General features: G+C 39.7%; 20 protein-coding genes, 1 tRNA gene and 1 other annotated feature. All 21 genes read right to left on the bottom strand.

Annotated elements, in window-relative coordinates; genetic code table 11:
- Positions 1–78: 78 nt before the first annotated feature.
- Positions 79–798 (bottom strand): LytR/AlgR family response regulator transcription factor, encoded by a 720-nt coding sequence (locus tag BIV20_RS09715; protein WP_075720489.1) that lies wholly within the window; start codon positions 796–798, stop codon positions 79–81.
- 24 nt (positions 799–822) lie between these two features.
- Positions 823–2,511 carry a LytS/YhcK type 5TM receptor domain-containing protein gene (locus BIV20_RS09720; RefSeq protein ID WP_083655168.1) on the bottom strand — a complete coding sequence of 563 codons (1,689 nt, stop codon included), beginning with the start codon at positions 2,509–2,511 and terminating at the stop codon, positions 823–825.
- A 30-nt stretch (positions 2,512–2,541) separates the two neighbouring features.
- A complete protein-coding gene (locus tag BIV20_RS09725) occupies positions 2,542–2,979 on the bottom strand; it encodes an RrF2 family transcriptional regulator (protein WP_075720491.1) in 438 nt (145 codons plus the stop codon).
- Positions 2,976–4,160: a YibE/F family protein gene (locus BIV20_RS09730; RefSeq protein ID WP_075720493.1), complete on the bottom strand. Its 1,185-nt coding sequence runs from the start codon at positions 4,158–4,160 to the stop codon at positions 2,976–2,978. Before BIV20_RS09730 ends, BIV20_RS09725 begins: the two co-directional genes overlap by 4 nt.
- Positions 4,161–4,164: 4 nt before the next feature.
- A complete protein-coding gene (locus BIV20_RS09735) occupies positions 4,165–10,632 on the bottom strand; it encodes a CehA/McbA family metallohydrolase (RefSeq protein ID WP_083655169.1) in 6,468 nt (2,155 codons plus the stop codon).
- Positions 10,633–10,814: 182 nt separating this feature from the next.
- Positions 10,815–11,915, bottom strand: coding sequence for a PucR family transcriptional regulator (locus tag BIV20_RS09740; protein ID WP_075720495.1), 1,101 nt, complete (start codon positions 11,913–11,915; stop codon positions 10,815–10,817).
- A gap of 285 nt (positions 11,916–12,200) precedes the next feature.
- Positions 12,201–13,313 carry an ABC transporter ATP-binding protein gene (locus BIV20_RS09745; protein ID WP_075720497.1) on the bottom strand — a complete coding sequence of 371 codons (1,113 nt, stop codon included), beginning with the start codon at positions 13,311–13,313 and terminating at the stop codon, positions 12,201–12,203.
- A 205-nt stretch (positions 13,314–13,518) separates the two neighbouring features.
- Positions 13,519–14,163, bottom strand: a complete 645-nt coding sequence (locus tag BIV20_RS09750; protein ID WP_075720499.1) for a hypothetical protein — start codon at positions 14,161–14,163, stop codon at positions 13,519–13,521.
- Between the two features lie 28 nt (positions 14,164–14,191).
- Complete coding sequence (locus BIV20_RS09755; protein ID WP_075720501.1) at positions 14,192–14,626, bottom strand: dUTP diphosphatase; 435 nt, start codon at positions 14,624–14,626, stop codon at positions 14,192–14,194.
- 13 nt (positions 14,627–14,639) lie between these two features.
- A complete protein-coding gene (locus BIV20_RS09760) occupies positions 14,640–15,455 on the bottom strand; it encodes a lytic transglycosylase domain-containing protein (protein WP_075720503.1) in 816 nt (271 codons plus the stop codon).
- A 13-nt stretch (positions 15,456–15,468) separates the two neighbouring features.
- Positions 15,469–16,371 (bottom strand): 30S ribosomal protein S1, encoded by a 903-nt coding sequence (locus tag BIV20_RS09765; protein ID WP_075720505.1) that lies wholly within the window; start codon positions 16,369–16,371, stop codon positions 15,469–15,471.
- A 109-nt stretch (positions 16,372–16,480) separates the two neighbouring features.
- On the bottom strand, positions 16,481–17,533 hold the full coding sequence (locus tag BIV20_RS09770) for a methyl-accepting chemotaxis protein (protein WP_075720507.1): 1,053 nt from the start codon (positions 17,531–17,533) through the stop codon (positions 16,481–16,483).
- A gap of 113 nt (positions 17,534–17,646) precedes the next feature.
- Positions 17,647–18,357: a tRNA (N6-threonylcarbamoyladenosine(37)-N6)-methyltransferase TrmO gene (tsaA, locus tag BIV20_RS09775; protein WP_075720509.1), complete on the bottom strand. Its 711-nt coding sequence runs from the start codon at positions 18,355–18,357 to the stop codon at positions 17,647–17,649.
- 85 nt (positions 18,358–18,442) lie between these two features.
- A tRNA-Thr gene (locus BIV20_RS09780) sits at positions 18,443–18,515 on the bottom strand.
- Positions 18,516–18,593: 78 nt separating this feature from the next.
- Positions 18,594–19,205, bottom strand: a complete 612-nt coding sequence (gene sigH, locus BIV20_RS09785; RefSeq protein ID WP_075720511.1) for an RNA polymerase sporulation sigma factor SigH — start codon at positions 19,203–19,205, stop codon at positions 18,594–18,596.
- An 18-nt stretch (positions 19,206–19,223) separates the two neighbouring features.
- Positions 19,224–19,964 carry a 23S rRNA (guanosine(2251)-2'-O)-methyltransferase RlmB gene (gene rlmB, locus BIV20_RS09790; protein WP_075720513.1) on the bottom strand — a complete coding sequence of 247 codons (741 nt, stop codon included), beginning with the start codon at positions 19,962–19,964 and terminating at the stop codon, positions 19,224–19,226.
- Positions 19,964–20,398, bottom strand: a complete 435-nt coding sequence (locus tag BIV20_RS09795; protein WP_075720515.1) for a Mini-ribonuclease 3 — start codon at positions 20,396–20,398, stop codon at positions 19,964–19,966. Before BIV20_RS09795 ends, rlmB begins: the two co-directional genes overlap by 1 nt.
- Positions 20,383–21,801: a cysteine--tRNA ligase gene (gene cysS / locus BIV20_RS09800; RefSeq protein WP_075720586.1), complete on the bottom strand. Its 1,419-nt coding sequence runs from the start codon at positions 21,799–21,801 to the stop codon at positions 20,383–20,385. Before cysS ends, BIV20_RS09795 begins: the two co-directional genes overlap by 16 nt.
- Positions 21,802–21,827: 26 nt before the next feature.
- On the bottom strand, positions 21,828–22,529 hold the full coding sequence (gene epsC, locus BIV20_RS09805; protein WP_075720517.1) for a serine O-acetyltransferase EpsC: 702 nt from the start codon (positions 22,527–22,529) through the stop codon (positions 21,828–21,830).
- Positions 22,530–22,711: 182 nt separating this feature from the next.
- Positions 22,712–22,930 (bottom strand) — a binding site (T-box leader).
- Between the two features lie 47 nt (positions 22,931–22,977).
- Positions 22,978–24,003 carry a GNAT family N-acetyltransferase gene (locus BIV20_RS09810; RefSeq protein WP_075720519.1) on the bottom strand — a complete coding sequence of 342 codons (1,026 nt, stop codon included), beginning with the start codon at positions 24,001–24,003 and terminating at the stop codon, positions 22,978–22,980.
- 44 nt (positions 24,004–24,047) lie between these two features.
- Complete coding sequence (gene ispF / locus BIV20_RS09815) at positions 24,048–24,590, bottom strand: 2-C-methyl-D-erythritol 2,4-cyclodiphosphate synthase (RefSeq protein ID WP_075720521.1); 543 nt, start codon at positions 24,588–24,590, stop codon at positions 24,048–24,050.
- Positions 24,591–24,653 lie beyond the last annotated feature (63 nt).

Raw genomic sequence — 24,653 nt, forward strand, 5'->3', positions numbered from 1 at the left:
TTTATACTTTTATGATAATACTTTTTTGTATTATTTCAATTACTTCTGCGTAAACTGCTAATTTTTCTGCATTAACTGTCAAAATTCAAACATTTTTCGCAATTCTTTACATTGATTTCTTCCTATTGGAAAAACTTCTCTTTCTACATACTTAAGACAGACCCCATATCCATTATTATATGAAGGCACAAACTTCTCAATATAGTCTAGATTAATAAGATAACTCTTATAAATTCGAAAAAAATGATATCGTTCCAAACGTTCCTCATAGTAATTCAGCGATTGATTTTGAAAAAAACTTCTATCCTTTAAATGAACTTTACACCCTCTATCCTCTGTACTGATATAAATAATATCTGAAATATCTACAAGTTCTACTCCGGTAGCTTCTGTTATGGTGAGTTTGGAAAATTCCTCTTCCGGCTTTTCTTTCTTAACACTCATACGCTCTTCCATTCGTTTTACTGCCCGTTCTACCTGATCCATAGAATATGGTTTTAACAAATAATCCAATGCGCCTAATTCAAATGCTTTTACTGCATACTCCTGATATGCAGTAGCAAATACCAACGCAAATTCGGGATTTTTCGTAAGTAACATAGAAGCTAAGGTAGTTCCATTCATATCGCCTAACTGAATGTCTACAAATCCCCCATCCAGCACTTCTGTTTCCATAATATGCATCATTTCTTCACAATCTGCAGCTTCTACAATTTTCCAATCCGGTCTGCATTGTTCTAATAAATATCTTAATTCGCTTCTTGCCGGTCGCTCATCATCTACTATAGCAATTTTCATTTGTACTTTCCCTTCCTTTCATGACTATAAGGGTATCTCCATACTTACTTCGCTTCCCCATTCTCCCGTCTCTATTCGCACCCCTTGTTCCTCTGGATAAATGCTGCACAATCGCTCATTTACATTCCAAAGTCCAATTCCTTCTGACACCTTTTTCCTCTTTTTTAATCCTTTGATTACTTCTTTTGGGATTCCATTTCCGTTATCTCTCACACGAATTACTATCTTATTTTTCTGCTGTTCTGCCACTATCTTTACAATCCCCTGGCGTTGTTTCATTGCTCCATGCTTCACTGCATTTTCCACTAATGGTTGTAAAATTAAATTCGGCACCATAACGCCCTCTGCTTCCGGTTCTATCTGGAACTCTACTTGAAGCCGTTCTTCAAACCTTGCTTTTTCAAGCTCTAAATAAGCTCCCGTATGTTGAATTTCCTCCTGCAAAGTCACCATATAATCAGTATTCTTCAAAGAGTTTCGAAAATAAGTACTAAGAGCCAGAATCAATTCTCTTGCCCGCTCCGGCTTTTCTCTGCAAAAATAGGAGATGGTATTTAATGAATTAAATAAAAAATGAGGATTAATTTGTGACTGTAATGCCTGAAGTTCTGCTTTTCGACGTAATTTCTTCTGTTCCTCAAGTTGCGCCAAACTCATCTGTGTAGAACATAAAGTTGCCAAACCTTCCACAAAACTACTATCTGCCTCCGAAGAAAAATCTCGTTTTCTTACCACCATAACCAAACTGGCAATGGATTTCCCGCCTAATTTCAAGGGTGCTCCTACTACAACATTCCTGTGAAACAGAGGTTCGAAAGGGTCTTTATAGCCTGCATATTCCCAACTTAATACACTATCCTGTTCTAATATCTTTTTTACAATTACAGGAGGATGTTCCTCTTCCCATGTAATATGACGAAATATGCTACTCTTTCCAAAATATTGTTTCAAATTCAGCACAGCTGCTCCAATACATTCTCCATTTTCCTCCATGAGAATATCCACGATTTTCTGAAAATTTTCCGGTTCTTTTTCTATTTTTCTAAGATAGGGAAGAGAACGCTCTGCAATACGAAAGGTAAGAAACAGCTTCTGGGCAATATTTTTATCCTGCATCTTATATACACTGGTAATTACCTGAAACAATATTACCATGCCTGCTGCATTTAACGTAATCATAGGAAGTGCAATAACTCTTACAATTTCTACCATCTCTTCTATTGGACCCGAAAAAAATAATGTCAGCAGCATATGTACACTTTCAAATCCTGCCGTAACAGCAAATAAAAAGGTTCCGCTATATCGATGCGTTTTCTGGTAATATTCCTTCCAGATGAAAGCTCCACCAACTCCTTGAATCATAGTAGACAAACAACAGGCAAAGGTCGTTAATCCATGTGGATCTATCAAATACCGGTGACAGACTCCTATCGTTGCCGCCAAAATCCCCGATATCGGACCTCCTAACAATCCTGCTGCTAAGGCTCCAATAACCCGTGCATTCAATAGTGCCCCATCCACTTGTATCCCCATAAGATTAGACATAATACAAAATGCCCCGAAAACAGCTCCCAGGGCAATTTGCTCCCGGATTCTTAATGCTCCGGGATGTAATAAAATTTTCTGCAGAAAAGGTGTACTCACCAATAGTGTCGCCACTGTTACTAATAAACTAATGTTTATAATAATATTATAAAATGCAGACCCCTGCATCTTCTCCACCTCCACAATGTATCTCAATAACTATATCACATAATCCATATTACCTTGAATTTCTCTTTCCCACTCTACCAAATCAGCCAAAGTTACCTTGTCCACCACTCCATTAATGGCATCATATATCATCTGCCACAATCGAAGTGTTACGCAAGAACTGCTTCTTTCACAGGAATTGACCTCTTCCTCCAGGCATGCTACCGGCGCAAGACTTCCTTCTATTTGTCGCAAAATCATACCTACTGTATATTCTTCCGGTCTCTTACTCAGCTTATATCCACCACCCGGTCCTCGCATACTCTTCACATATCCACATTTCTGTAGGACTGATATAATTTGCTCTAAATATTTCACGGAAATTCCCTGGCGTTCCGCCACATCCTTTAACTTTACAACCTGTTCCTCCTCTAGCGCAAGCTCCAACATTAAGCGTAACGCATATCTGCCTTTTGTCGAAATCTTCATTTTCTTTCCATCCTTTTCGATTTTTTCCCGTATACCTCTGCTGCAATTATGGCTACTAATGGAACCGTACACACAATACCAATACTTCCGGCAATACTTCGAATCACTTCTATCGCAACAAAATCCGTATTCATAAGTTGCTGAAAAGTCACACCATATGAATAAATCATCAGCATCATATTCAAAGATTCTCCTGCAAATGCCAAAATCAATGTATTGGACATGGTTCCCATTGCATCTCGCCCAATATTCATTCCAGACCGGAATAACTGCGTTTTTCCCAGCTCCGGATTTACTTCATGAAGTTCCGCTATGGAAGATGTTATGCTCATCGACACATCCATTACAGCTCCCATACATGCAATCAATATCCCACATATAAATAAATCCTGTATTTTCAACGCAGTTCCGGAGGATATGAGCAAAAGACTCTCTGCCTCATCCATCTGAAAGGTAGTCACATCCATCACTACTGCCGCAATTGCCGCAAACAATGTTCCACACAATACTCCTGCCATACTTCCCACAGAAGCTACCACTGTCTTAGTACTAATCCCATCCACCAGAAAAAATGTAATAAAATTACATATCAATATAATTCCAAGAGTAACTGCCAGTGCAGAAAATCCTTTTAGAGATAACGGTAATAAAATAAAGATAATACATACCATGGTAAAAATCAAGCCCAAGGCAGATTTTGCTCCTTTTTTTCCACCAATTAAAATTAAAAGTAGCACAAAAACCCCCACTACTCCTAAAATCTTTGGTACACGGTAGTAATTATAAATTGACACCTGATACTGGTTCTCACCCACAGTATCAATTCGCACTGAAACTTTATCCCCAGCCTCTACATTTACATTATACAACGCACTAAAATAATTTGTAACCTTTACTTTTTCTCCGGCATACCGCCCTGTCAGCACTTCTACCTCCAATTCCATTTCTCCGCGCAAAACATTTTCTGTTGTTTCATCTACCGTGGTATTATCTTCTATCACAGCCGTCACACGTGCTACTTCATATTCTATTCCGGTACTTTCTGTGGTGGTATAACATGGCTTATCTTTATTTGCAAAAAAGAGCAGCCACCCGAAGGCGGCTGCAGCCAGCACCAAAAGTACCAGACGAGCAATCCACTTTTTTTGTGTTCTGCTTTCTGTCTTTCCTTTTGTACTCATCTTTTTATCTCGCTCCTACTCTTCTTTTTTTTAACATATTTGCTATCAGCAATGCAGAAAATCCTAACATTAAAACTGTTCCTGTGGCTTCTGTATTGTCACCGGTCTTAGGCTTCTTTGTGGTTTCACTTGCTGCTACCGTATCCAATACGACGACATAATCTGATGCATGGGTAAAGGTAAAATCTGCATTTCCACTTTCATCCACCTTTACACTTCCTGACAATTCTAACTCTCCGGTAGCCGGGTTGTAATAGTACAAGTTCGCATACATTCCACTATATTCCTTTCCTATTGGAACCTCAATCATTGCTTTAAAGCCAAATTCACCATTATGTGACAAACTGAGCTGTATTGTTGTTTTTCCTTCTGCAACAGACTTGATAAGTTTTTCCGGTATTACTTTAACATTTAATGCAACATTCAAATCAATATCCTTCACTTCACCAGTAATATCTTTTCCATTAATTTTCCATGCTACCCCATTATTTAACCTGAAAACTAAATTCTTGTTCTGTCCTTTTACTGCATTCCACACCTCTGCAGGTACGACAGTATCTGTTCCCACTTTAATTGATATGGTACTTCCTTCCGGGTAATTGTGGATTGAAGCTGCAATATCTTTCCATCCCTCTACTCTTGTGTCTGCTATTTGTGGTATCTGTAGTGCCTCCGGTGTGTCTGGTGTCTGTGGCGTCTCCGGTGTGTCTGGTGTCTGTGGCGTCTCCGGTGTGTCTGGTGTCTGTGGCGTCTCCGGTGTGTCTGGTGTCTGTGGCGTCTCCGGTGTGTCTGGTGTCTGTGGCGTCTCCGGTGTCTGCGGTGCTTCCGCAACTAACTGGATTTCATCACAATTACGCACTCTCAGGCAAGTTACAGGTACATCAGAAGCACCCTCTGGATGTGCATATACCATACCTACGGCAGAAACAGTCGCCCCTTTCTTTACAAAGGATGCCAATTCATTCTTTCCTGTTGTTTCAGACAAAATATATCCATCAATAAATACATTTCCGATTGTACCGCTTCCATCTTCCAACCAGAACTGGGATACCCCTGTTCCTGATGCATTATAAATTACATCTACAACCTTACCTTGCATCTCAACCAATTTACCACCGGACTTCTCATAGTTCATGGCATCTGCTGCCGTCATCTTTTCCGGAGCAATAATATTCGGTTCCTCATCCAATATCTTATAGGACATGACCTGAATTTCCTTATCCCCCTGATACTGGTCTACATAACCTACAATTTCCATCTTAGTACCAATTTCAAGTCCATCCTCTGCAATTGGGAACACCGTAACACCTGCGGTCTCATCCTGTACATACATTGCATCGAAGAATGCATTGCCCTCTTTACGACTGGAAGTTGCATATCCTTGAATACGGAATACATCTTTGTAATTTCCATTACGCATTTCAGCGATTGTACTCACTGGAAGTTCTACCTTAATTCTCTCTAAAATATTTTCTGCAATAGTTCGGTTTGCATATGGCAAATCCCAAATATTATCTAATTCTGCCTTTACTTCAAAATCGGATAAAAATACTCCACCGGCAGTAAAAATCGTTCCACCATACACTGTATCCTGAGCTGCCAAGAACACTGCATTCCCCTTGCTTACTCCTCCTTTTCCGTCTTTATCACTGTCAATGGAATATGTGGTATCAAAACCTTTTACAAGCCACTCTGCATCCTTCACAACACCATTGCCGAATGCATTGGTGATATCGACAGTACATCCGCTATACTGGCTATAAGTCTGTCCCTCTACAATACCACTTGTCCATTTGGAATCAGAATTAAAGGTTGTCGGATAGAGACGATATGCCTGTCCTCCATTTTTCACTTCATCATATGCCTCATCATCATTGATTTTCGTGGTGGCACCGATACCTTCCAAAAGCTTATTCAACTGGTTTGCTGTATGGTAATCTGCATCTGTTGCCTTGGTGTCCTGATAATCAGCCAGACCGCATACTACTACATTTCCACCATTTTCCACATACTTCTTAACAGTAGCGATAAATGCATCATCAAAGTTGCTTGCTACATAGTCTCCTGCATTTGCAGTTCCTGCATTTCTTGCCGGTGCTGAGATGACCAGCAAACTACAATCTGAAAGCATTTCATCGGTAATCGTTTCTTTTACAACCTGTACTTCTACCATATTGTCCGCTGCAATACTAGTAAAATTATTCATATTACCACCATAGTATCCGGTCACATAATCATTGTAGTGACTTCCGTCTACAATCACCTTGCTTACCATTTGCGGAGATACATAATCCAGCTTTAACACTTCCTTATATACCTTCTGTACTCCGTCCATATTAGCAGTAACAATGGCATAGATATTCGTCTGTCCTAAACCACCATGTGTATATGAGAAAGTATAAGACGCTGTGCCCTTTTTTTCGACCTTTGACAAGTTGGTCAAGTCTGCTGTGTGGATGATTTCGTCATCAATGGTAAATACAATGCTTTCAATATTTAAATCTTTTTTCTCGTTATTGTACAAATCCAGTGTCAGATTCATTTCCCTATCCTGTACCGGAAGTACAGCATCGGTGGACAGGCCGGAAATTCCTGCTGCCTCTACCTCACCAACCCATACCGGAGCAGTTACTGCGATATCTCCATCCTTCTGTGTAACTTTAATGTAATAATAAGAATACTTGGATGGAACCTCAAAACTTACAGTTTCTTCGTTATCATTTACCTGTTTAGAAGCAGCACTTAAACCACCATTTACGATAACCTCCACCTTACCAACTGCGCTGTCTGTCGGGTCAGATAATTCTACGTTTAAGTTTACATTTTCACCTACATCATTTTTGTCGAGGATAGTTCCCATAACATTACCATCCAGAGAATACCGAATGGAAAGGTCATTATCTTCTGTGGAATAAACACGATAATTTCTCATAGCATCATAGATATCCTCCTCGGAAAGACTATCTGCCAGAACCACGCTTCGTGCCGTATTCGCATCTCCCCACTTTCCTTTATGGTTGTCTTGGTTATTGGTTGGTGCTACATGCCATCCTTTATCCAGCGCACGGGTATAGTACTCGTAGGACGGGAAATATCCTGAACTTCCTATCATACCTTCTCCGTTACCAACTTCAATCGTGGTAATAAGCTGGTCAATTTCTTCGTCGTAATAAGCAAAATCGCTGAAATCACCAAAAGTCGTACCCGGATGGTTAAACTGGCTAATAGAATCTGCATCTGTCTTTAAGGTTGTATAATAATTCTGCAACGCTGTTGCATATGTACTATAATCCTTCTGGGTACGGCTCTGGAATCCGTCTGTATTGAAGGTGTTAATATGTCCAAGACCATTGGACCATGTCATTTCATATCCAAACAAACCTACAAACTCATCATTTGTGTACTTCTTAGCAAGTTCATGCCCTTCTACCCACTCCGAACTCATAGATCCATCTGCCAGTGAGGCTTTGTCAGCATTATCAAAGGAATTTGAGTGGTCTGTTACCGCCAAAAAGTCCAGATTCTTAACATTCGATGCATGTTCATAAGCATCTTCTGCGGAGCCTGCACCATCAGAATAGCTGGTGTGGGAATGCAACTGTCCAAAATAAATATTATAATTCTCGCTGTTTCTCTCTATAAAGTTACGTGTTACAACTGCACTGTCATTAAATCCTTCTTTTACAGCGTAAGCCTGAATGATCTTCTTTCCAAAACCTTTCTCCAATAGAATCGGATTTGTGTATTCTGTATAATCTTCTGCACCATCCACTTTATAATAGATTGTTGCCCCCTGAGTTTCACAGGAAAGTGTTACACTCACAGCATCTCCGTCAATATAAACACCACCACCATTTGGTGTCATCTTAACCGGTACTACGGATCCTGCTGCATAGGAAAACATACGGGTAATACTGTCCGCTCTACCTGCACATGTAGCTTTTACTTCCAAAATGGTTGGTAACGTACTTGGCAATACCGGCTTACTTGCTACATCATAAGTCTTCCAGTCACCATTTCCGGATTCATCTACAAAACGATAAGAAATCACTGCTCCTTCTGTTGCAGACGTCATTGTCAGCTCTGTACCTGTTGCCACATCCTCTTCCTGTCCATCCGGTGCTACCGTTACATATCCTGTAATATTATCGTCTACAATTGGATGACCGGATAAGGTAACGGAATCAATACGGATGTTTCCGCTCACTGCTCCTGTCGTCCCATCTGCACGTTCTGTACCCGCTACAAGACGAATCAGCAGCTTATCTGCATTTTCTGCTCCCGCAGGTACATCAAAAGTATGGGTTACATAATTAGTTGCTGCCTTAGAAGGTCTTGCCATACCATCCGTAATTTTTCCGGAACCTGAAACCGGTTTGCTTCCATCACTTGTATATTGGGTATACTCATAGGAATATTCTCCTGTAGTGAAGTTTTTAAAGCTTGCACCATTGTCTGTAGAATACTGTAACTGGAAAGAACCCGGTGCTGTCTTTGTAGCACGGATACGGAAGGATAATTTCATATCACCATATCCTGCTGTATTCACTGCAAACTGCATATAATCTCCAGCCGCTTTACCGATATTAGTACCGCCCATGTAATAATTCGTACCACCTGTTGTTGTGCTGGTACTTGTCTGATAAGGTTGTCCTGCCGTACCATTTGCCAGTATTGTAAAGGTAGCATCGTTGTCCTGCATATCGCCTGCCTTATACTTATCCCCTGAAATGGCTGTAGAATTTGCAGCGGTATCGTATGGTCCGCCGCCTCCCCACTGCGCAACCTTCTCTTCCACGGAAGTATCGGTATCATAGCCCTTTACTGCCGGTGCAAATTTCAAAGCAAACATGCCTTCACTGCCGGAATTGATTTTATTGTATCCACTCCAGTATGACTTTGCGTCATACCACTCTATATAGCAACTGCGTCCTACATTCTTTACATAATAGCAGCCATTTCCAGCATCCTCAAGCACCCACTTATCATTTACTTCTCCCAATGTCAGACTGCTATAACTTGCTGCCATGGCAAGTTTCTTTCCACCAAAGGAAATGTTGTAGGTATCATCCTCATTTTTCGTTACATTCCAAATCTCTGCATTGGTGTAACCGGACAACTCAGTGCCATTTAATGTAACATCTACACCATTGTTATAGAAACCGCCATATACACTGGATAATGCTTTATTATAAGCAGGTGCCCAGATGACATAACTACCGCTTTCCGGCTTTCCGGTTTCAGTATTATCATCATCTTCTCCTGTAGACGGGTCAGATGAAGATGGGTTAGAAACTTTTGTTACATCAGAAGCAGATGCAACACGAAGCTGATAACCATTAAAATCTGAAACCACAGCGTACAGGCTTACGGTAGCACCTTCCGAAATATCAGAAAGTTCCGGTATCTTGAAAATATTGATGGTATTTCCATCCTGTGTCAACGTAGTACTGCCACTGGTATTAATCGCCCCAATAACTGCATTTTCAATGTAAACACGGGTACTCTCCAGATTTCCTGTACCAGCATCTGCCTTAATATCTGCAATTGTCTTAGTTACAGCCGGAAGTGTTGCTGCTGTATTTCCGGTTTTTGTATAAGTTACATTGCTCAACTGTTCCAGACCTTTATAGCTTGCTCTTTCTCCGGTAGCCTTTACCTCATCACCGAGGCTTAAATCTGTAGCTGCACTTGTGCAATAAAGGTTAATTCCCCCTGTACTATCCTGAACAGCAACGTTTTTACCATCAATCAAAACAACCGTACCTGTAACGGTGAAATTACCGCTTGCGGCTGCTCTTACATTTGCAATCGTTGTTACTGTATCATCTACAGGCTTACCGGTTTCACCACTATTACCGCCTGTACTTCCGGAATCACCGCTACCACTTTCACCTCCTGCTGAAGTGCCGACTTTGAATACCAGAAGGTCGAAGATATAATCTGTTTTGCCAGCATTTGAGGTAGCATATGCTCCAAATTTCGACGTGCCTGTACTATACGCAATTCCTCTCGACGTTGCTGCTGCAACAAACCGGAATGTATCTGTTCCTTCCTCTGTAACATTCCATGTATAAGCACTTTCATTACTTTTAAAGTTTGTACTACTATTATATGCCAGATAGTTTGTCCCATTTGACAAGCTTACTCTTGCATCTGCATCAGAAGCAGCAATTGTCCATACAGGAATACTATCTCCGGTTACTATACCGTCGGCAACAGTAACTGTCGTTGCATTTATTTTATTTCCAATCGTTGTCCCTAGCGCATAATAATTCTCTCCATTCTGCGCAACTAATACGAAATCACCTCCACCCGTGATTTCATTTACATCCGTTACCTGTGTATATGTGACCTCATCTGCTGCGTACACCGTGGAAGCCCATTGTGGCTTCGAAAAAAAGGATGTAAGCACCATGAGTACAGCCATCAACACAGCTATTCCTCTCTTCACTACTCTTTCTCTTCCCATTTCTTTTTCTCTCTTTCCTGCTAATTCTTAAATAATGTCTCTGTTTCTCCAATATCGAAGAAATCTATTTCCATAATAGGAAGATTTTGTATTAGCCACAAGTAGATTTTGGTAAAAGTTTTGTAAAATTAAAAAGATACTTTTTGATATTTTTCATTCAAAAAGTATCTTTTCCTCTATTCTTATTCCTCTTCTTTTGTCTCTATCAGGCTCTTCTGATAATTCATATGTGAAATTACCATCAATGCAATTTTAAATAACATAGCATCCTCAAAGGTACGGATATCCAGTCCCAGCATCTTTTCAATTCTCTCCAAACGATAAACCAGAGTATTTCTATGCACATATAGTTGACGTGCTGTTTCTGATATGTTCAGGTTGTTTTCAAAAAATTTCTGAATCGTTACCGTAGTTTCTTCATCAAAAATATCCGGTATTTTCTCTCCAAATACTTCCTTTAAGAACATTTCACACAGGCTGATTGGAAGCTGATAAATCAACCTTCCAATCCCCAACTTACTGTAAGAAATTGTATCACTTTCCGCATAGAAAATATTTCCTACCTCCAACGCCATCTTGGCTTCCTGATAGGAACGTGCAATATCTTGAAGAAGATCTACTCGATTACCGAATCCCACACGCACTTTTACCATAGCTTCTGCATGAAGGTTGTCCACTAGCATTTTAGCAAGTTCTACCAGTTTTTCATCCTCCGGCATATCCCGTACATCTTTAACCAGAATGACCGATTTTTCATCTACCTCAGTCACAAAATCTCTTGTAGTAGAAACAAAAAGATTCTTTACGGTCTCCATTACGATACCATCTTTTTTCCCGGACACCTCTATAATAAATACTACCCTTTGGGCAGGCTCAATATGCAACTTTTTCGCTTTATTATACATATCCACAACCAACATATTTCCCAGAACTACGTTCTGCATAAAGCTGTTGCGGTCAAATTGTTCACGATATGCACTCACCATATTACGTAGCTGACACACCGCAAGTCTTCCAATCATATAGGCTTCTTCACTAGTAGCTTTCGCCAAAAGAATATACTCCAGCTCATTCTCTATTAGTACTTTAAAAAAATGGCATCCCGACAACATCTGACTCTCCGCCATAGAATCTGCAAAAAAACGGATTGCCTCCTCCATGTCTCCCTCTTCCTCATAAGTGGACGCCAAAAGCTTTCCTTTATCACTATAAAGAGCAAGATCTATTCTGGAAATTTCCTTAATTTCCTCCAGGGTAACCTGCAATTTATGATTTGATAACATAAGATCTGTATTCCTTTCTTATTCGCGACTTTAAAACATATAACTATCCGCAATAATCTAAAAATCAACATATATTTCATACAATGCCTTTAATTACCTAATCTCTATAGGTGAAACATATGTTGCGCGCCGAGCACCGTCGTTTGCGACAAATTCCTTTGGTGCGAGTGCGCATCTATCTTCCCTCTCCCTATTATATTTACACCCAGTGGAAATATAATAGGGAGTAACACACTCATGTGTTACTCCCAAATCATGCATTGTGTATGAAATTATATTACCGAATTAGTGGGTAATTGTCAATTCTGTTTCCTTATCGAATACATGAATCTTCTCTACATCAATAGCTAAACGAACAGTATCTCCAAGACGTGCTGGTGTTCTGGAATCAACTTTTGCAGTCATGCTTGTTCCTTCTATATTGAAGTATAACAATACTTCAGAACCAAGTAATTCGTATCCTGTTACTGTTGTAGAGAAAGAACTTTCCTTACGTGTTTCAATAGCAATCTGGGAATCATCTACATCTTCTGGACGAATACCAAGTACAACTGTCTTTCCGTTGTATCCACCGTCTGCTAACTTTTTAGCTTTTGCTGGTGGTAATGTGATAGTAGTATCTCCAAAGGATAAGGTAACCTTATCTCCTTCTACTGCACATTTTGCATCGATGAAGTTCATCTGAGGAGATCCAATGAATCCTGCTACGAATAAGTTATCCGGCTCGTTGTATAATATCTGAGGAGAATCTACCTGCTGAATGATACCATCCTTCAATACAACGATTCTGGTTCCCAGTGTCATAGCTTCTGTCTGGTCATGTGTTACATAGATGATAGTAGCACCTAATCTCTGATGTAATGCAGCGATTTCCGCACGCATCTGAACTCTTAACTTAGCATCCAAGTTAGATAATGGTTCGTCCATTAAGAATACCTTTGGCTCACGAACAATTGCACGACCCATAGCAACACGCTGTCTCTGTCCACCAGATAAAGCCTTTGGTTTACGATCTAATAATTTCTCCAGGTCAAGAATTCTAGCTGCTTCTTCTACTTTCTGTTTAATCTCAGCCTTTGGAACTTTTCTTAATTTTAATCCGAATGCCATATTGTCAAATACAGTCATATGTGGATACAATGCGTAGTTCTGGAATACCATTGCGATATCTCTGTCCTTAGGTTCTACATCATTTACAACCTTTCCATCAATAGAAAGTTCTCCAGAAGAAATATCTTCCAAACCTGCAATCATACGAAGTGTAGTAGATTTACCACATCCGGATGGTCCTACAAAGATGATAAATTCTTTGTCTTCTACTTCAAGGTTGAAGTCCTTTACTGCTTCAAATCCATTTGGATATACTTTACAAACGTTCTTTAATGATAAACTTGCCATTTTCCTGTTACCTCCTGTGTGTTATTCTGTCCCGCAGAATTTATTTTCTGAAATAATACTACCAAATTCAGCTAAAAATTGCATCTGTCATATCCACAAAAAACGATATGCTTTCTTGTCAATTCCACCAAGAAAGCATATCGTTTTTTTTCTTCTTCGTCACTTTAACGAATTTCCTTCTCTTTTTTATACACTTTGACGAATACTATAACTTAGAATATCCGAAGCCATTCACCATAGCCTCCACTCTATGTCCCTTTTTACAAAATGGACATTCACTTGCAGGATATGTGGCATATCCCGGTACATCCTCCTCATTAAAAGCACACTCTACCTTGAATCCTTCTACTTCCCTAACGGTACTAAATGCAGAGACAACTCCAACTACACTTCCGCCATAATAACGGATACATTCCAGGCTCTGATGAATGGTAACTCCTGTCGTTGTAGTTGCAAGAAGTAACAATACATGTTTGCCCTGAATTGCAGGAATAGAATTATCTCGAAAAATCATCTGATTGTTGGAATTAAACTCCGGCGGAACTACATATACGGTTTCATGCAAATTGGTAATCGTCATGATATTAAGCTTTTCCAACTCTTCCGCCAGAAACGCTCCCACAACCTCCATACCATCCATACACACAATGGTATCCACTGTAATATTGCTTGTAAACTTTCCCGCCAACAACCTTGCCAATTCTCTTGCCTCACTTACACGGCTCTTAAGACTTGTAATATTAATGTAATAATTGATGTGCGAATGCCCAGTCGAAAAGTGCCCCGGTACTGCATGAATTGCCACCTTATTACTGTCTTTCGCGAAAAACTTTACCATTCGTTCCTCCATAGTAATCCCTCCTGCCTTACATTAGCTATTAATTTTTACCTGTACTTCCAAACCCTCCACGGTTTTCGTTTTTCAAAGAAGCCACCTGTTGAAACTCAATTTTCGGCTGGTTTTCCACAATACGAAACTGGCAGATTCTATCATTTTTCTGAATCACCGTATCTCTGGTAGCATATACCGGCATTCTCCACATATCTTCATCGCCACAATAGCTTCCGTCAATAATACCACAACTGTTCACCTGTAAAACCCCATAATTTTTAAAAGTTGAACTTCTTGGTACTACATGTGCTTCATACCCTGCCGGCAATTCCATTGCTACACCTAAAGGAATCAGTTTAAATTCTCCTGCCTTTAATTCTACCGTCTCACTGGCTCTTAAATCAATCCAATCAGACTTTCCGTCAATATAGGTGAGTTTGTCAATTTCTTCGGTAAAATATTTAATTTTAATTGTTTCCATTCTGTTCTCCTGACTAGTTATTACTGTTTATAATTCCAAGTACCGCCGGGTTGTACTTAATTTCCTGATAAGAATAATAGGAATCGGAAAGCCCTGCCTGTTTCTTCTCTTCTTCCTCTTCCTCGTCCTTTTCCTGTTGTTCCTGCTGCACTTTTGTATACAATTCTACAAATCGAAGATAATCTTCATAGGAAAATAATCGATTCATAATTTCTTTAAAATAATTATCCTCGGCCTCTTCCACAGAAGCTGCTGTAATTGTTCCACTTGCCGTACTTTCTGTAGCTGTACTTGCTGTTCCCGAAGTAGAATAATAAGCATCCGGAACCTGTACCCCGCCATTCATGAAATTCATAACCTTTACCACATAATTCTGTGTTTCTTTGAAAGGAGGTATTCCGCCATACTTAGCTACATTACCACTTCCTGCATTATATGCTGCAAGAGCCAGCTTCACATCACCATCATATTTATTTAACAGCTGGCTAATATATTTTGTTCCTCCCATAACATTCTGGTAAGGATCATATGCATCTGTAACTCCTAATTCCTTTGCAGTTGCAGGCATCAGCTGCATCAACCCCTGTGCCCCGGAACCTGATGTAGCATTTGGATTAAAATCTGACTCCGTCTTAGCTATTGCCTTAATCAAATCTTTCGGTACATTATAACGCTCAGATGCCTCTGTAAAAATTTCCTCTAAAGATGCAGTAGTCTGCAAGTAAGAAGAAAAGTCCTCTGTACTATTTACCGCATTACTTCTATCTACACCCATACTTGCATCCATTCCCTGAATTGCATTTACTCTCATCACCTGTACTCCTTCCATTGTACCTCTTGGTCTACAATTTCAACTTAGAAAGCAAATCACCAAGACTGGTAGATGCACTTTCGTTTGAAACATATTCTTCCACAGGCTCTGCCTGCTCTGTATCTACCATCTCTTCCTCTAATGCTTTCATACTGAGACTTACTTTATTATCATTGGTATTTAATATCTTAACCTTTACCTTCTGTCCTTCTTTTAAAACTTCAGACGGCTTTCCAATTCTCTTCTGGGAAATCTGAGAAATATGCACTAATCCACTAATTCCATCCCCCAAATCTATAAAAGCTCCATAAGGCATAAGATTCTCTACTGTTCCTTCCAGAATACTTCCCGGAACCATCATTGAAATCTTATGGTTGTGTTCTTCCTGTTCCTTTTCCTTTAATATCACTTTGGCAGAAAGCACTAGTTTTTTCTTAGATTCATCTACATTGATGACACGTACTTCCACCGTTCTTCCCAACCATTCTTCTGTCGCTTCTACATAGGAAAGTGCCAATTGAGATGCCGGAATAAATCCTCTCATGCCTTCTACATAAGCAATCACACCACTCGGTACGATTCCTGATATTTTCACTGAAAGCGTTGTTTCTTCTTCCTGATATTCCTTTAATTTTTCCCAAGCCAATACTTCATTCGCTTCCTTTCTGGAAAGCAGAATATTGCCTTGACCATCATCTGTACTTACTACAGTTGCCTCAAGTTCATCACCGATATGTACTTCTTCCATTACTTGAAAGTTCGGATCATTGCTTAAGTCTTCCTTCTTTATGACTCCTTGGGCATAATATTTCAAATCCAGAGTAACTTCTTCTTCCTTTACATCAATGACTGTTCCGGTAATGATATCCCCTTCCTGAATCTTACGGAAGGATGCCTCCAATTCTTCTTTATAATCTTCCATAGACTCTGCCATCTCAAACACTCCTTTATTTCTATTTTCTAAAGGGATTCCTAATGTTAGGAATCCCTGTCTATACATGTACTTTTATTGTATCAGAAACTATTTCAAAATGCCAGTATATTTATGCATATTCTTTCAACTCCTTGGCAAGTCTGTAAATGCCTTCCAGTATTTTTACAAATTCCTCCATCTGCTCCACTGCCGAACCAGAGTGTTTCAATCCTTCTGTAGATGATGCAGCTACCTCTTCACTGGTTGCTGACAGATGTGTAATATTCTCTGAAATAACACCGGTAGATTTGATAATCTGCTCCATATTATTCTCTGTTTTACTGATTACTTCAATCAATTCTGCAACTTCGTCATCAATTACCTGGAACTTATTCTTCGTGGTTTCAATCATCTCATTCTGCTTGTCTACTGATATGCTGGAATTTTCAATGCTCTTTGTTGCCTGATTCGTATACTCAGTCAATTCTTCAATAATATTTGTGATACGGTTAGAAGCTTCCTTTGTCTGTTCTGACAACTCACGTATCTGATCTGCCACAACTGCAAAACCCTTTCCGGCTTCACCTGCTCTGGCTGCTTCAATAGATGCATTTAATGCCAACAAATTTGTCTGGTTGGAAATCTCCAAAATGGTATCAATAATGCCTCGTACTTCCTGCACTTTATCCGTTACTTTCTCGGTTGCCTCTACGGTAATCTCACTAGCCTCTTTTACATTAACAGACTGTTCTTCCAATCCCTGAACTAATTTTGTTCCTTCTTCTACTGCCCGCATTGTATTCTGTGAAGTCTCTATCATCTGTCGTGTCTGTTGCTCTGCCATTGTAATATTTTCCTGGATACCATTGCACATATCAGCCTGTCTCTGAATCGCCTCCGCAGTACTTTCCGTACTTTCTGCAATATTTTCAACTGAGAAATTATTCGTGTCTATACTTTCTTTCACTCCAGACATCATGCTTTGTGTTTCATCAAAATGCTTCATAATATTATCTGCAACAAGAATAATATTATTCGCAATGTTCTTCTGTTCTTGCGCATTTTTCTCGATTACCGCCATGTTTTCTTTTCTAAAGCGAATCAATAACCTGGTGGCAGTAATACTTGCATAAGCACACAACAGAAAAACTACAAAACTGATAGCTATATCATCTGTTGACATAACCCCTTTCTCTTTATGTTTCGACATAAAGATACAATTTTCGTCTTCTGTGTGTATTATACTCCTTTTTTTCTAATAATGATAGACTTTTTTATACATCCGAACATTATTTATTACTTCACTCTTTTCCACTCAGAAGAATGGGTGTCCACAATTTCCCTTACAATCAATACTCCCTCTTCAACTACAAAACGAATATCATACCCCGCATAGTTCATACCATAAATATAATCCGGCTTTTTATTGTAAGCAGCTCTTGGATCCTGAGCAAGAACTTCCAATATTGCTTGTTGCAAATCTTTCGGAATTTTGCATTTCAATTCCTCCGGAAACACTACTTTAATGCCGTCTTCTCTGTGAGCTTCGCCAAAACTTCCCTTTGCCTCCGGATGCGCATCCGTGTAAGGAAGATATGGTTTAATATCATAAATTGGGGTACCATCCAACATATCCGCTCCTGATACAACCAGAACCGGTTCCCCGTTTCTCTCATATCGAACTTCTTCCAAGCGTACGCTAGATAAGCCAATAGAATTCGGTCTGAACGGAGAACGAGTCGCAAATACCCCCTTCCGCTCCTTTCCACCTAATCTTGGTGGAGCCACTGTCAAATTAATGACATCCTTTTTCGCCTTGGAAAATCCCCATAACAACCATAAATGTGAATACTCTTCGATTCCCCGAACAGCATCGGGATTTCGAAACTCTCCTTCAAAATGAATTTCTCCCCTTACAGACGGAACCAATCCACTCTGTCTTGGTATCCCAAATTTTTCTGGAAAATCCGTGTGAATTCTTGCCACTACAATTAATTTTTCATTCATTTTTTTCTTTCTCCTATTCAGATAACAAATAAAGGCCTTTCGAGGTTACTTTCCTCAAAAAGCCTTTATTTCCGCTATTTTACAAAGCTGTTAACGGGAATCGAACCCGTGACCTCCGCCTTACCAAGGCGACGCTCTACCGACTGAGCCATAACAGCACTCTGATTGCTCTCGCAACCGACTTGACTAATATACTATATGTTGTGCCTCTTGTCAAGATATTTTTTGCATTTTCTTTATTCTTCGATGTCCCATAACTTTCCTCGAATCCTCTGTAATGCATTGTCAATTGACTTTGGCTCACGCTCCATACATTCTGCAATTTGACGATAATTCATTCCCTGCAAATGGTACTCCAAGACTTCCCACTCCATCTTACTTAAGGTCTTTTTTGCTTTTTCCCGAATAGCAGCAACATTTTCTCTATCAATCAACATCTGCTCCGGATTCCCATTTTCAAAAGACTCCAGCAGGTCCAAAAAAGAATCACTTCCTTCTGTCCCTGCCTCACTATTCAAAGAAACATATCCATTTAATGGCTGATGCTTTTTCCGTTGAGATGCCTCTACCGCACTATAAATCTGCCTAGCAATACAAATGTCTGCGAAATGAAAAAAGGACGCATCCTTTTTCTTATTGTAATCACGTATCGCCTTAAAAAGACCAATCATCCCCTCCTGAATCAAGTCGTCTGTATCTCCACCAATTAAAAACATAGCATTGGCCCGTTTTCGCACCAAATACTTATACTTATCCATAATATAATCCGTAATGTCGGTCTGGCCTTTTCGTAACTGTTCTATCAATTCTTCATCTGTATATTTCTCATACTCTGTAAATTTTTGCATCTTCCCCTTGTGCTCCTCTTACTGGATTCTCTGTCTTACAATCTCATATGCCAGCACACCTGCTGCCACAGATGCATTCAAAGAATCAATGTCTCCTTTCATAGGAATGGATGCAATAAAATCACAATTTTCCTTTACCAGCTTGCTGACTCCTTCGCCTTCACTTCCAATCACAAGTCCAATCGGTCCTTTTAAATCTAACTGATACATACTGGTTCCACCCATATCTGCACATACAAACCATAACCCTTTATCTTTTAATTCCTTTATCGTATTAGAAAGATTGGTCACCTTTGCCACCGGTGTATAGTTGATTGCTCCTGCAGACGTCTTCGCAACCGTTGCAGTCAATCCTACCGCACGTCTCTTCGGAATAATGACTCCATGAGCGCCTGCCAGATTAGCGGTACGAATAATCGCACCTAGGTTATGCGGATCTTCAATATTATCTAACAATATGATAAAAGGCGGTTCCCCCTTTTCCTCTGCTAGTTTTAAAATATCATCTACTTCAGCATATTCATAAGCCGCTGCAAAGGCAATCACTCCCTGATGTTTTTTTGTTTCAGAGAGCTGATCCAACCGCTCTTTTGTTACATAATTAATAATCGTATCATGCTTCTTTGCTTCTCTGGTAATGGACTTAATTGGTCCATCCTGACATCCATCCAATACAAAAAGCTTGTCTATGGTTTTTCCTGAACGAAATGCTTCTAATACTGCATTTCTTCCTTCTATGGTCAATTCTTCGTATCTCACTATGGTTCCTTTCCTATTCCTGCTAATGCTTTTTTTATTAGTTCCATCATGCGCTCCATCTGGTTCTCCAGATACAAATATCCCATCAACGCCTCAAAGCCCGTAGCTCGTCTGTAATCTGTCATGGTCGCATTTTTTGCCATGGTTGGTGATTTGGCATTTCTTCCACGCTTGTATACCGCCATCTCTTCCTCCGACAGTTCCGGCAACAACACTTCAATCATTTCAGATTGTGTATGAGCTTTCACCAGTTGACTGGTCTGCCGATGGAGCTGATTTGCCTGCGTATTTCCTTTTCCTACAATCATGGAACGAATAACTAAATCATAAATACCATCTCCAATATATGCAAGTGCCAGCGGAGAATAGCTGCGAATATCCACATGTTCCATGCCAAATTGCCTTAATATATATTCATTTAAGCCTTTTTCCATTTTACCCCTTCTCTGGTATCTTCTAATATAATGCCTTTTTCTAACAGTGTATCACGAATTTCATCTGCCCGTGCAAAGTTTTTCTCTTTTTTCGCTGCTTTTCTTTCTTCTATCATCTGAAGGATATAAGCCTCCATTTCTGCATCTACACCGGTGTTTGCTTCTTCTACGGTAGCAGTGAGCAGATTCAAAGACAATACTCTGTCAAAGTCTTCCATCAATGCCCGCTTGGTAGCATCATTCATATCTGCCTTCAATAAATCATAAACAACAGTAATCGCCATTGCAGTATTTAAATCATTGCAAAGTTCATTTTCAAAACGTTCCTTATATTCCTGAAACTTTTCTTGCTCTACAGTTCCATCTTCTTTTAATTCCTGAATTCGTTTGATTAACTTCACATAGGCTGACTTAACATTGTCCAGCGCCTCGTAGGAAAATTCCAATGGTTTCCGGTAATGAGACTGTAAGCAGAACATACGGTATACCACCGGATCATATCCTTTTTCCTCCAACAGAGACACAGTAAGGAAGTCTCCCTTAGATTTGCTCATTTTACCAGACTTATCATTTAAATACTGTACATGGAACCAATAATTACACCACTTATGTCCGGTATAACTTTCTGATTGTGCAATCTCATTGGTATGATGTGGAAAAATATTGTCCACACCGCCGCAATGGATATCCATATATTCGCCCAAATGCTTCATACTGATACAAGAACACTCTATATGCCATCCCGGATATCCGGTTCCCCATGGACTATCCCATTTCAATGCCTGGTCTTCAAACTTTGATTTGGTAAACCACAATACGAAGTCATTTTTATTTTTCTTATTCGCATCTTCTTCCACATCATCACGAACACCTACCAGTAATTCTTTTTCACTTTGGGAAGAAAATACATAGTAATCCTCTAACTTAGAGGTGTCAAAATACACATTTCCACCTGCCTGATATGCATACCCCTTTTCCAAAAGTACCTCTATCATATGGATAAAATCATCAATACAATTAGTAGCAGGCTCTACTACGTCCGGTTTTTTGATGTTAAGTTTTTCACAATCTTCAAAAAACTTATCTGTATAGAATTTTGCAATTTCCATAACAGTCTTGTGCTCTCTTTTGGCACCTTTTAACATCTTATCTTCTCCGGTGTCTGCATCACTGGAAAGATGCCCTACATCGGTAATATTCATAACACGCTTTACATCATAGCCTAAGTAACGCAGTGTTTTTTCCAGTACGTCCTCCATAATATAACTTCGCAGATTTCCAATATGGGCAAAATGATATACAGTAGGACCACATGTATACATGGCAATTTTCCCATCTTCATTTGGAATTACAGTTTCTACCTTTCTACTCAAAGTATTATAAAACTTAAGTTTGTTTTCCATAGGTTTAACTCCATTTCTTATCTTAATTATTTCTGCTGTCCAGATTCCTGACATGATTTGCAGCGCAGTTCTTTTATCTCTTTTTCTAAATCAATCAATTTATTGCACAGTGCAGAATTCTCATGCTGTAATATGGTAATATCTTCCATGACCGGATCTGGCAGATGCACCTGATCCATGTCACTTGCCGGCACCTTCACATTATCTCTCCTCACAATTCTTCCGGGCACACCAACTACAGTACAGTTTGGTGGCACCTCTTCTATAACAACACTTCCTGCACCTATTTTACTATTTTCACCTACAGTAAAGGAACCAATAATCTTAGCTCCTGCACTTACCATAACATTATCACCAAGCGTTGGATGACGCTTTCCGGTTTCCTTTCCGGTTCCTCCCAGGGTAACTCCTTGGTACAATGTTACATTATCGCCAACAATCGCAGTTTCACCAATGATGACACCTGCACCATGGTCAATGAAAAATCCCTTTCCAATGGTAGCCCCCGGATGTATCTCAATTCCGGTTTTTCTGGCTGCACGCTGTGAAATCCATCTTGCACGCACATAATGTCCCTTTAAATATTGCTTATGCGCTTTCCTATAACTTAACATAACACGAAAACTTGGATATAACAAGACTTCCATAGGAGATTTTATCGCCGGATCTCTTTCCTTTATCACTTCAAATTCTTCCTGTATGTACTTGATAAATTTAATTAATCCCATTTTCATTCCTCTTTCCTATATGATTGAGACCAAAGAGTGCTTTGCACTCTTTGCGCGCTGATGCGCGCAAGCGTTAGCTTGCAATTTTCATCTGCGCATCAGTCGCATCCTTAGCGGAGCGTTTTTTTATGCTATAGGGATTGCAACGCAATTTCCTATAGCGTAAAAAAACTTCATCTCTATTTAGAGACGAAGTTATCCGCGGTTCCACTCTAAGTAAATGCACTGCTGCATTTCACTCAAAACACGTAACGTGCGCAAAACGTACCGAAATACTATCATTTCTTCCAGTCGGCTCCCGGAGGCACTTCAATCCTCTTCCTTCCAAAGTTGCTTTCAGCCTCTGGCAACTTCTCTCTGGGAAATTCCAAAAATCTACTCTTTCCGTTCTTTGCCTTTTTCTTATCCTATGTTAGTTTATGCACAAAATTTGTTTTTGTCAATAGATTTATCCCCATTCCCGAATAAAAATTGACATCTTTTTCACAATTTTTTCTGTCACTTCTGATATATCAAGTTTCTGCAAAACTTCCGCCTCGTTTTCCATATCTTCCTCTGACACTTTAGTAACGCTTCCACCTTTCGAATTCCACTCTATTCGCCATGTACCATTATTTTCCGGTACAATTTCATCCTTCACCGAAATCTTCCAAACTTCATTTTTCCCTTTTAACATTCCGGAAAAAGCCTGTAAATCCGTAATGCGAAACATCATCCGCATCTCTTCTTCTTTCCAACCGTTTTTTCCAAATATCCGGTCGCAAATATCCTGTCTGTTTCCCATCTGCTGCCCAGATAACAAAAACTCCTTTATCTCTGCCTGTTCGTCCTTACCGTATGACAAAATTCCAATGTTTTTTCCCTCTGATTCTATCAGTAATACTTCTCCTTGCTCACTTCTCACTTCCTGGACAAGCCGTTCATAGTAAGCAACATCTCTATGGATATACATATCATACTCTTCTGCTAAAATTGCATTAGCGACTTCCACCGCCTGTTGCATTTGTCTATGATTCATACCATCCAAAGGAATACAATTCCATTCCACTTCTTTTCCTTGCTCTTTTTCTACCTTTTTCTCGCCTTCTGACGCAAACACAAAGCCCTGTCCATAATAATATGCAGGATTCGCTGGGAGCAGAAAAGCAAAAGGACAATGCTGTTGTTGCAAATCCCGCAATACACGTTCCATCACCTGCTGCATCTTTCCCTGTCTACGGCAATCCGGTCTGGTAGCTACTGCAACAATATACGGAACCTCTTCTTGTCTCCCACTAATGCAAATCGTATAGGGATTTAAATGCATCATTACTTCATATCCCTTGCTATCCTCTAACACAACCATCTGATTATCTTTTATCTTCCACTGATAATAGTAATCCACAAATTCCTTAGAATCCTCTGCAAAAATGGTTTCATACATCTGCCTGGTATTCTGTTTTTCTTTCTGCTTCAGATAACGTATCTGCTCCACTTCTCTATACCCTCTCTGATATATATATACTGTTTTATATTATCTTACTTTTTCTGACATCCGGCACAACCTGCACAGTTTCTTTCAGTCCCACCTACTGCCATACTGCCCTCATAAAAACTCATAAGGGTACAAATTGCCTGTGAAGAAATTCCTTCCTCTGTTCCGGTAAATCCCAGTCCTTCCTCTGTAGTCGCCTTAACGTTTACCTGTTCAATCGATATTTTCAATACATCTGCTATATTTTTCTCCATCTCTTCGATAAAAGGACGCAGCTTCGGCTTCTGTGCAATCACAGTTGCATCAATATTTCCTACTACATATCCCTTTTCTTCTAAAAGTGCCCCTACATGTTCCAATAACTTCATACTGGAAATCCCCTTATATTTTTCGTCCGTATCCGGAAAATGTTTTCCAATATCACCAAGAGCTGCCGCACCAAGTAGTGCATCCATGATAGCATGCAACAGCACATCCGCATCAGAATGTCCCAATAATCCTAGCGAATGTGGAATCTTCACTCCACCTAGAATCAAATCTCTTCCCTCAACTAATTTATGAACATCATATCCCATTCCTACTCGCATTGTTCTCTCCTTTAAATTAACGTCTTCCTATGAAGTGAAAAAAGGAACTATTCCATATAGCTC

It is taken from the genome of Roseburia sp. 499, from assembly GCF_001940225.2.
Lineage (GTDB): Bacteria > Bacillota > Clostridia > Lachnospirales > Lachnospiraceae > Petralouisia.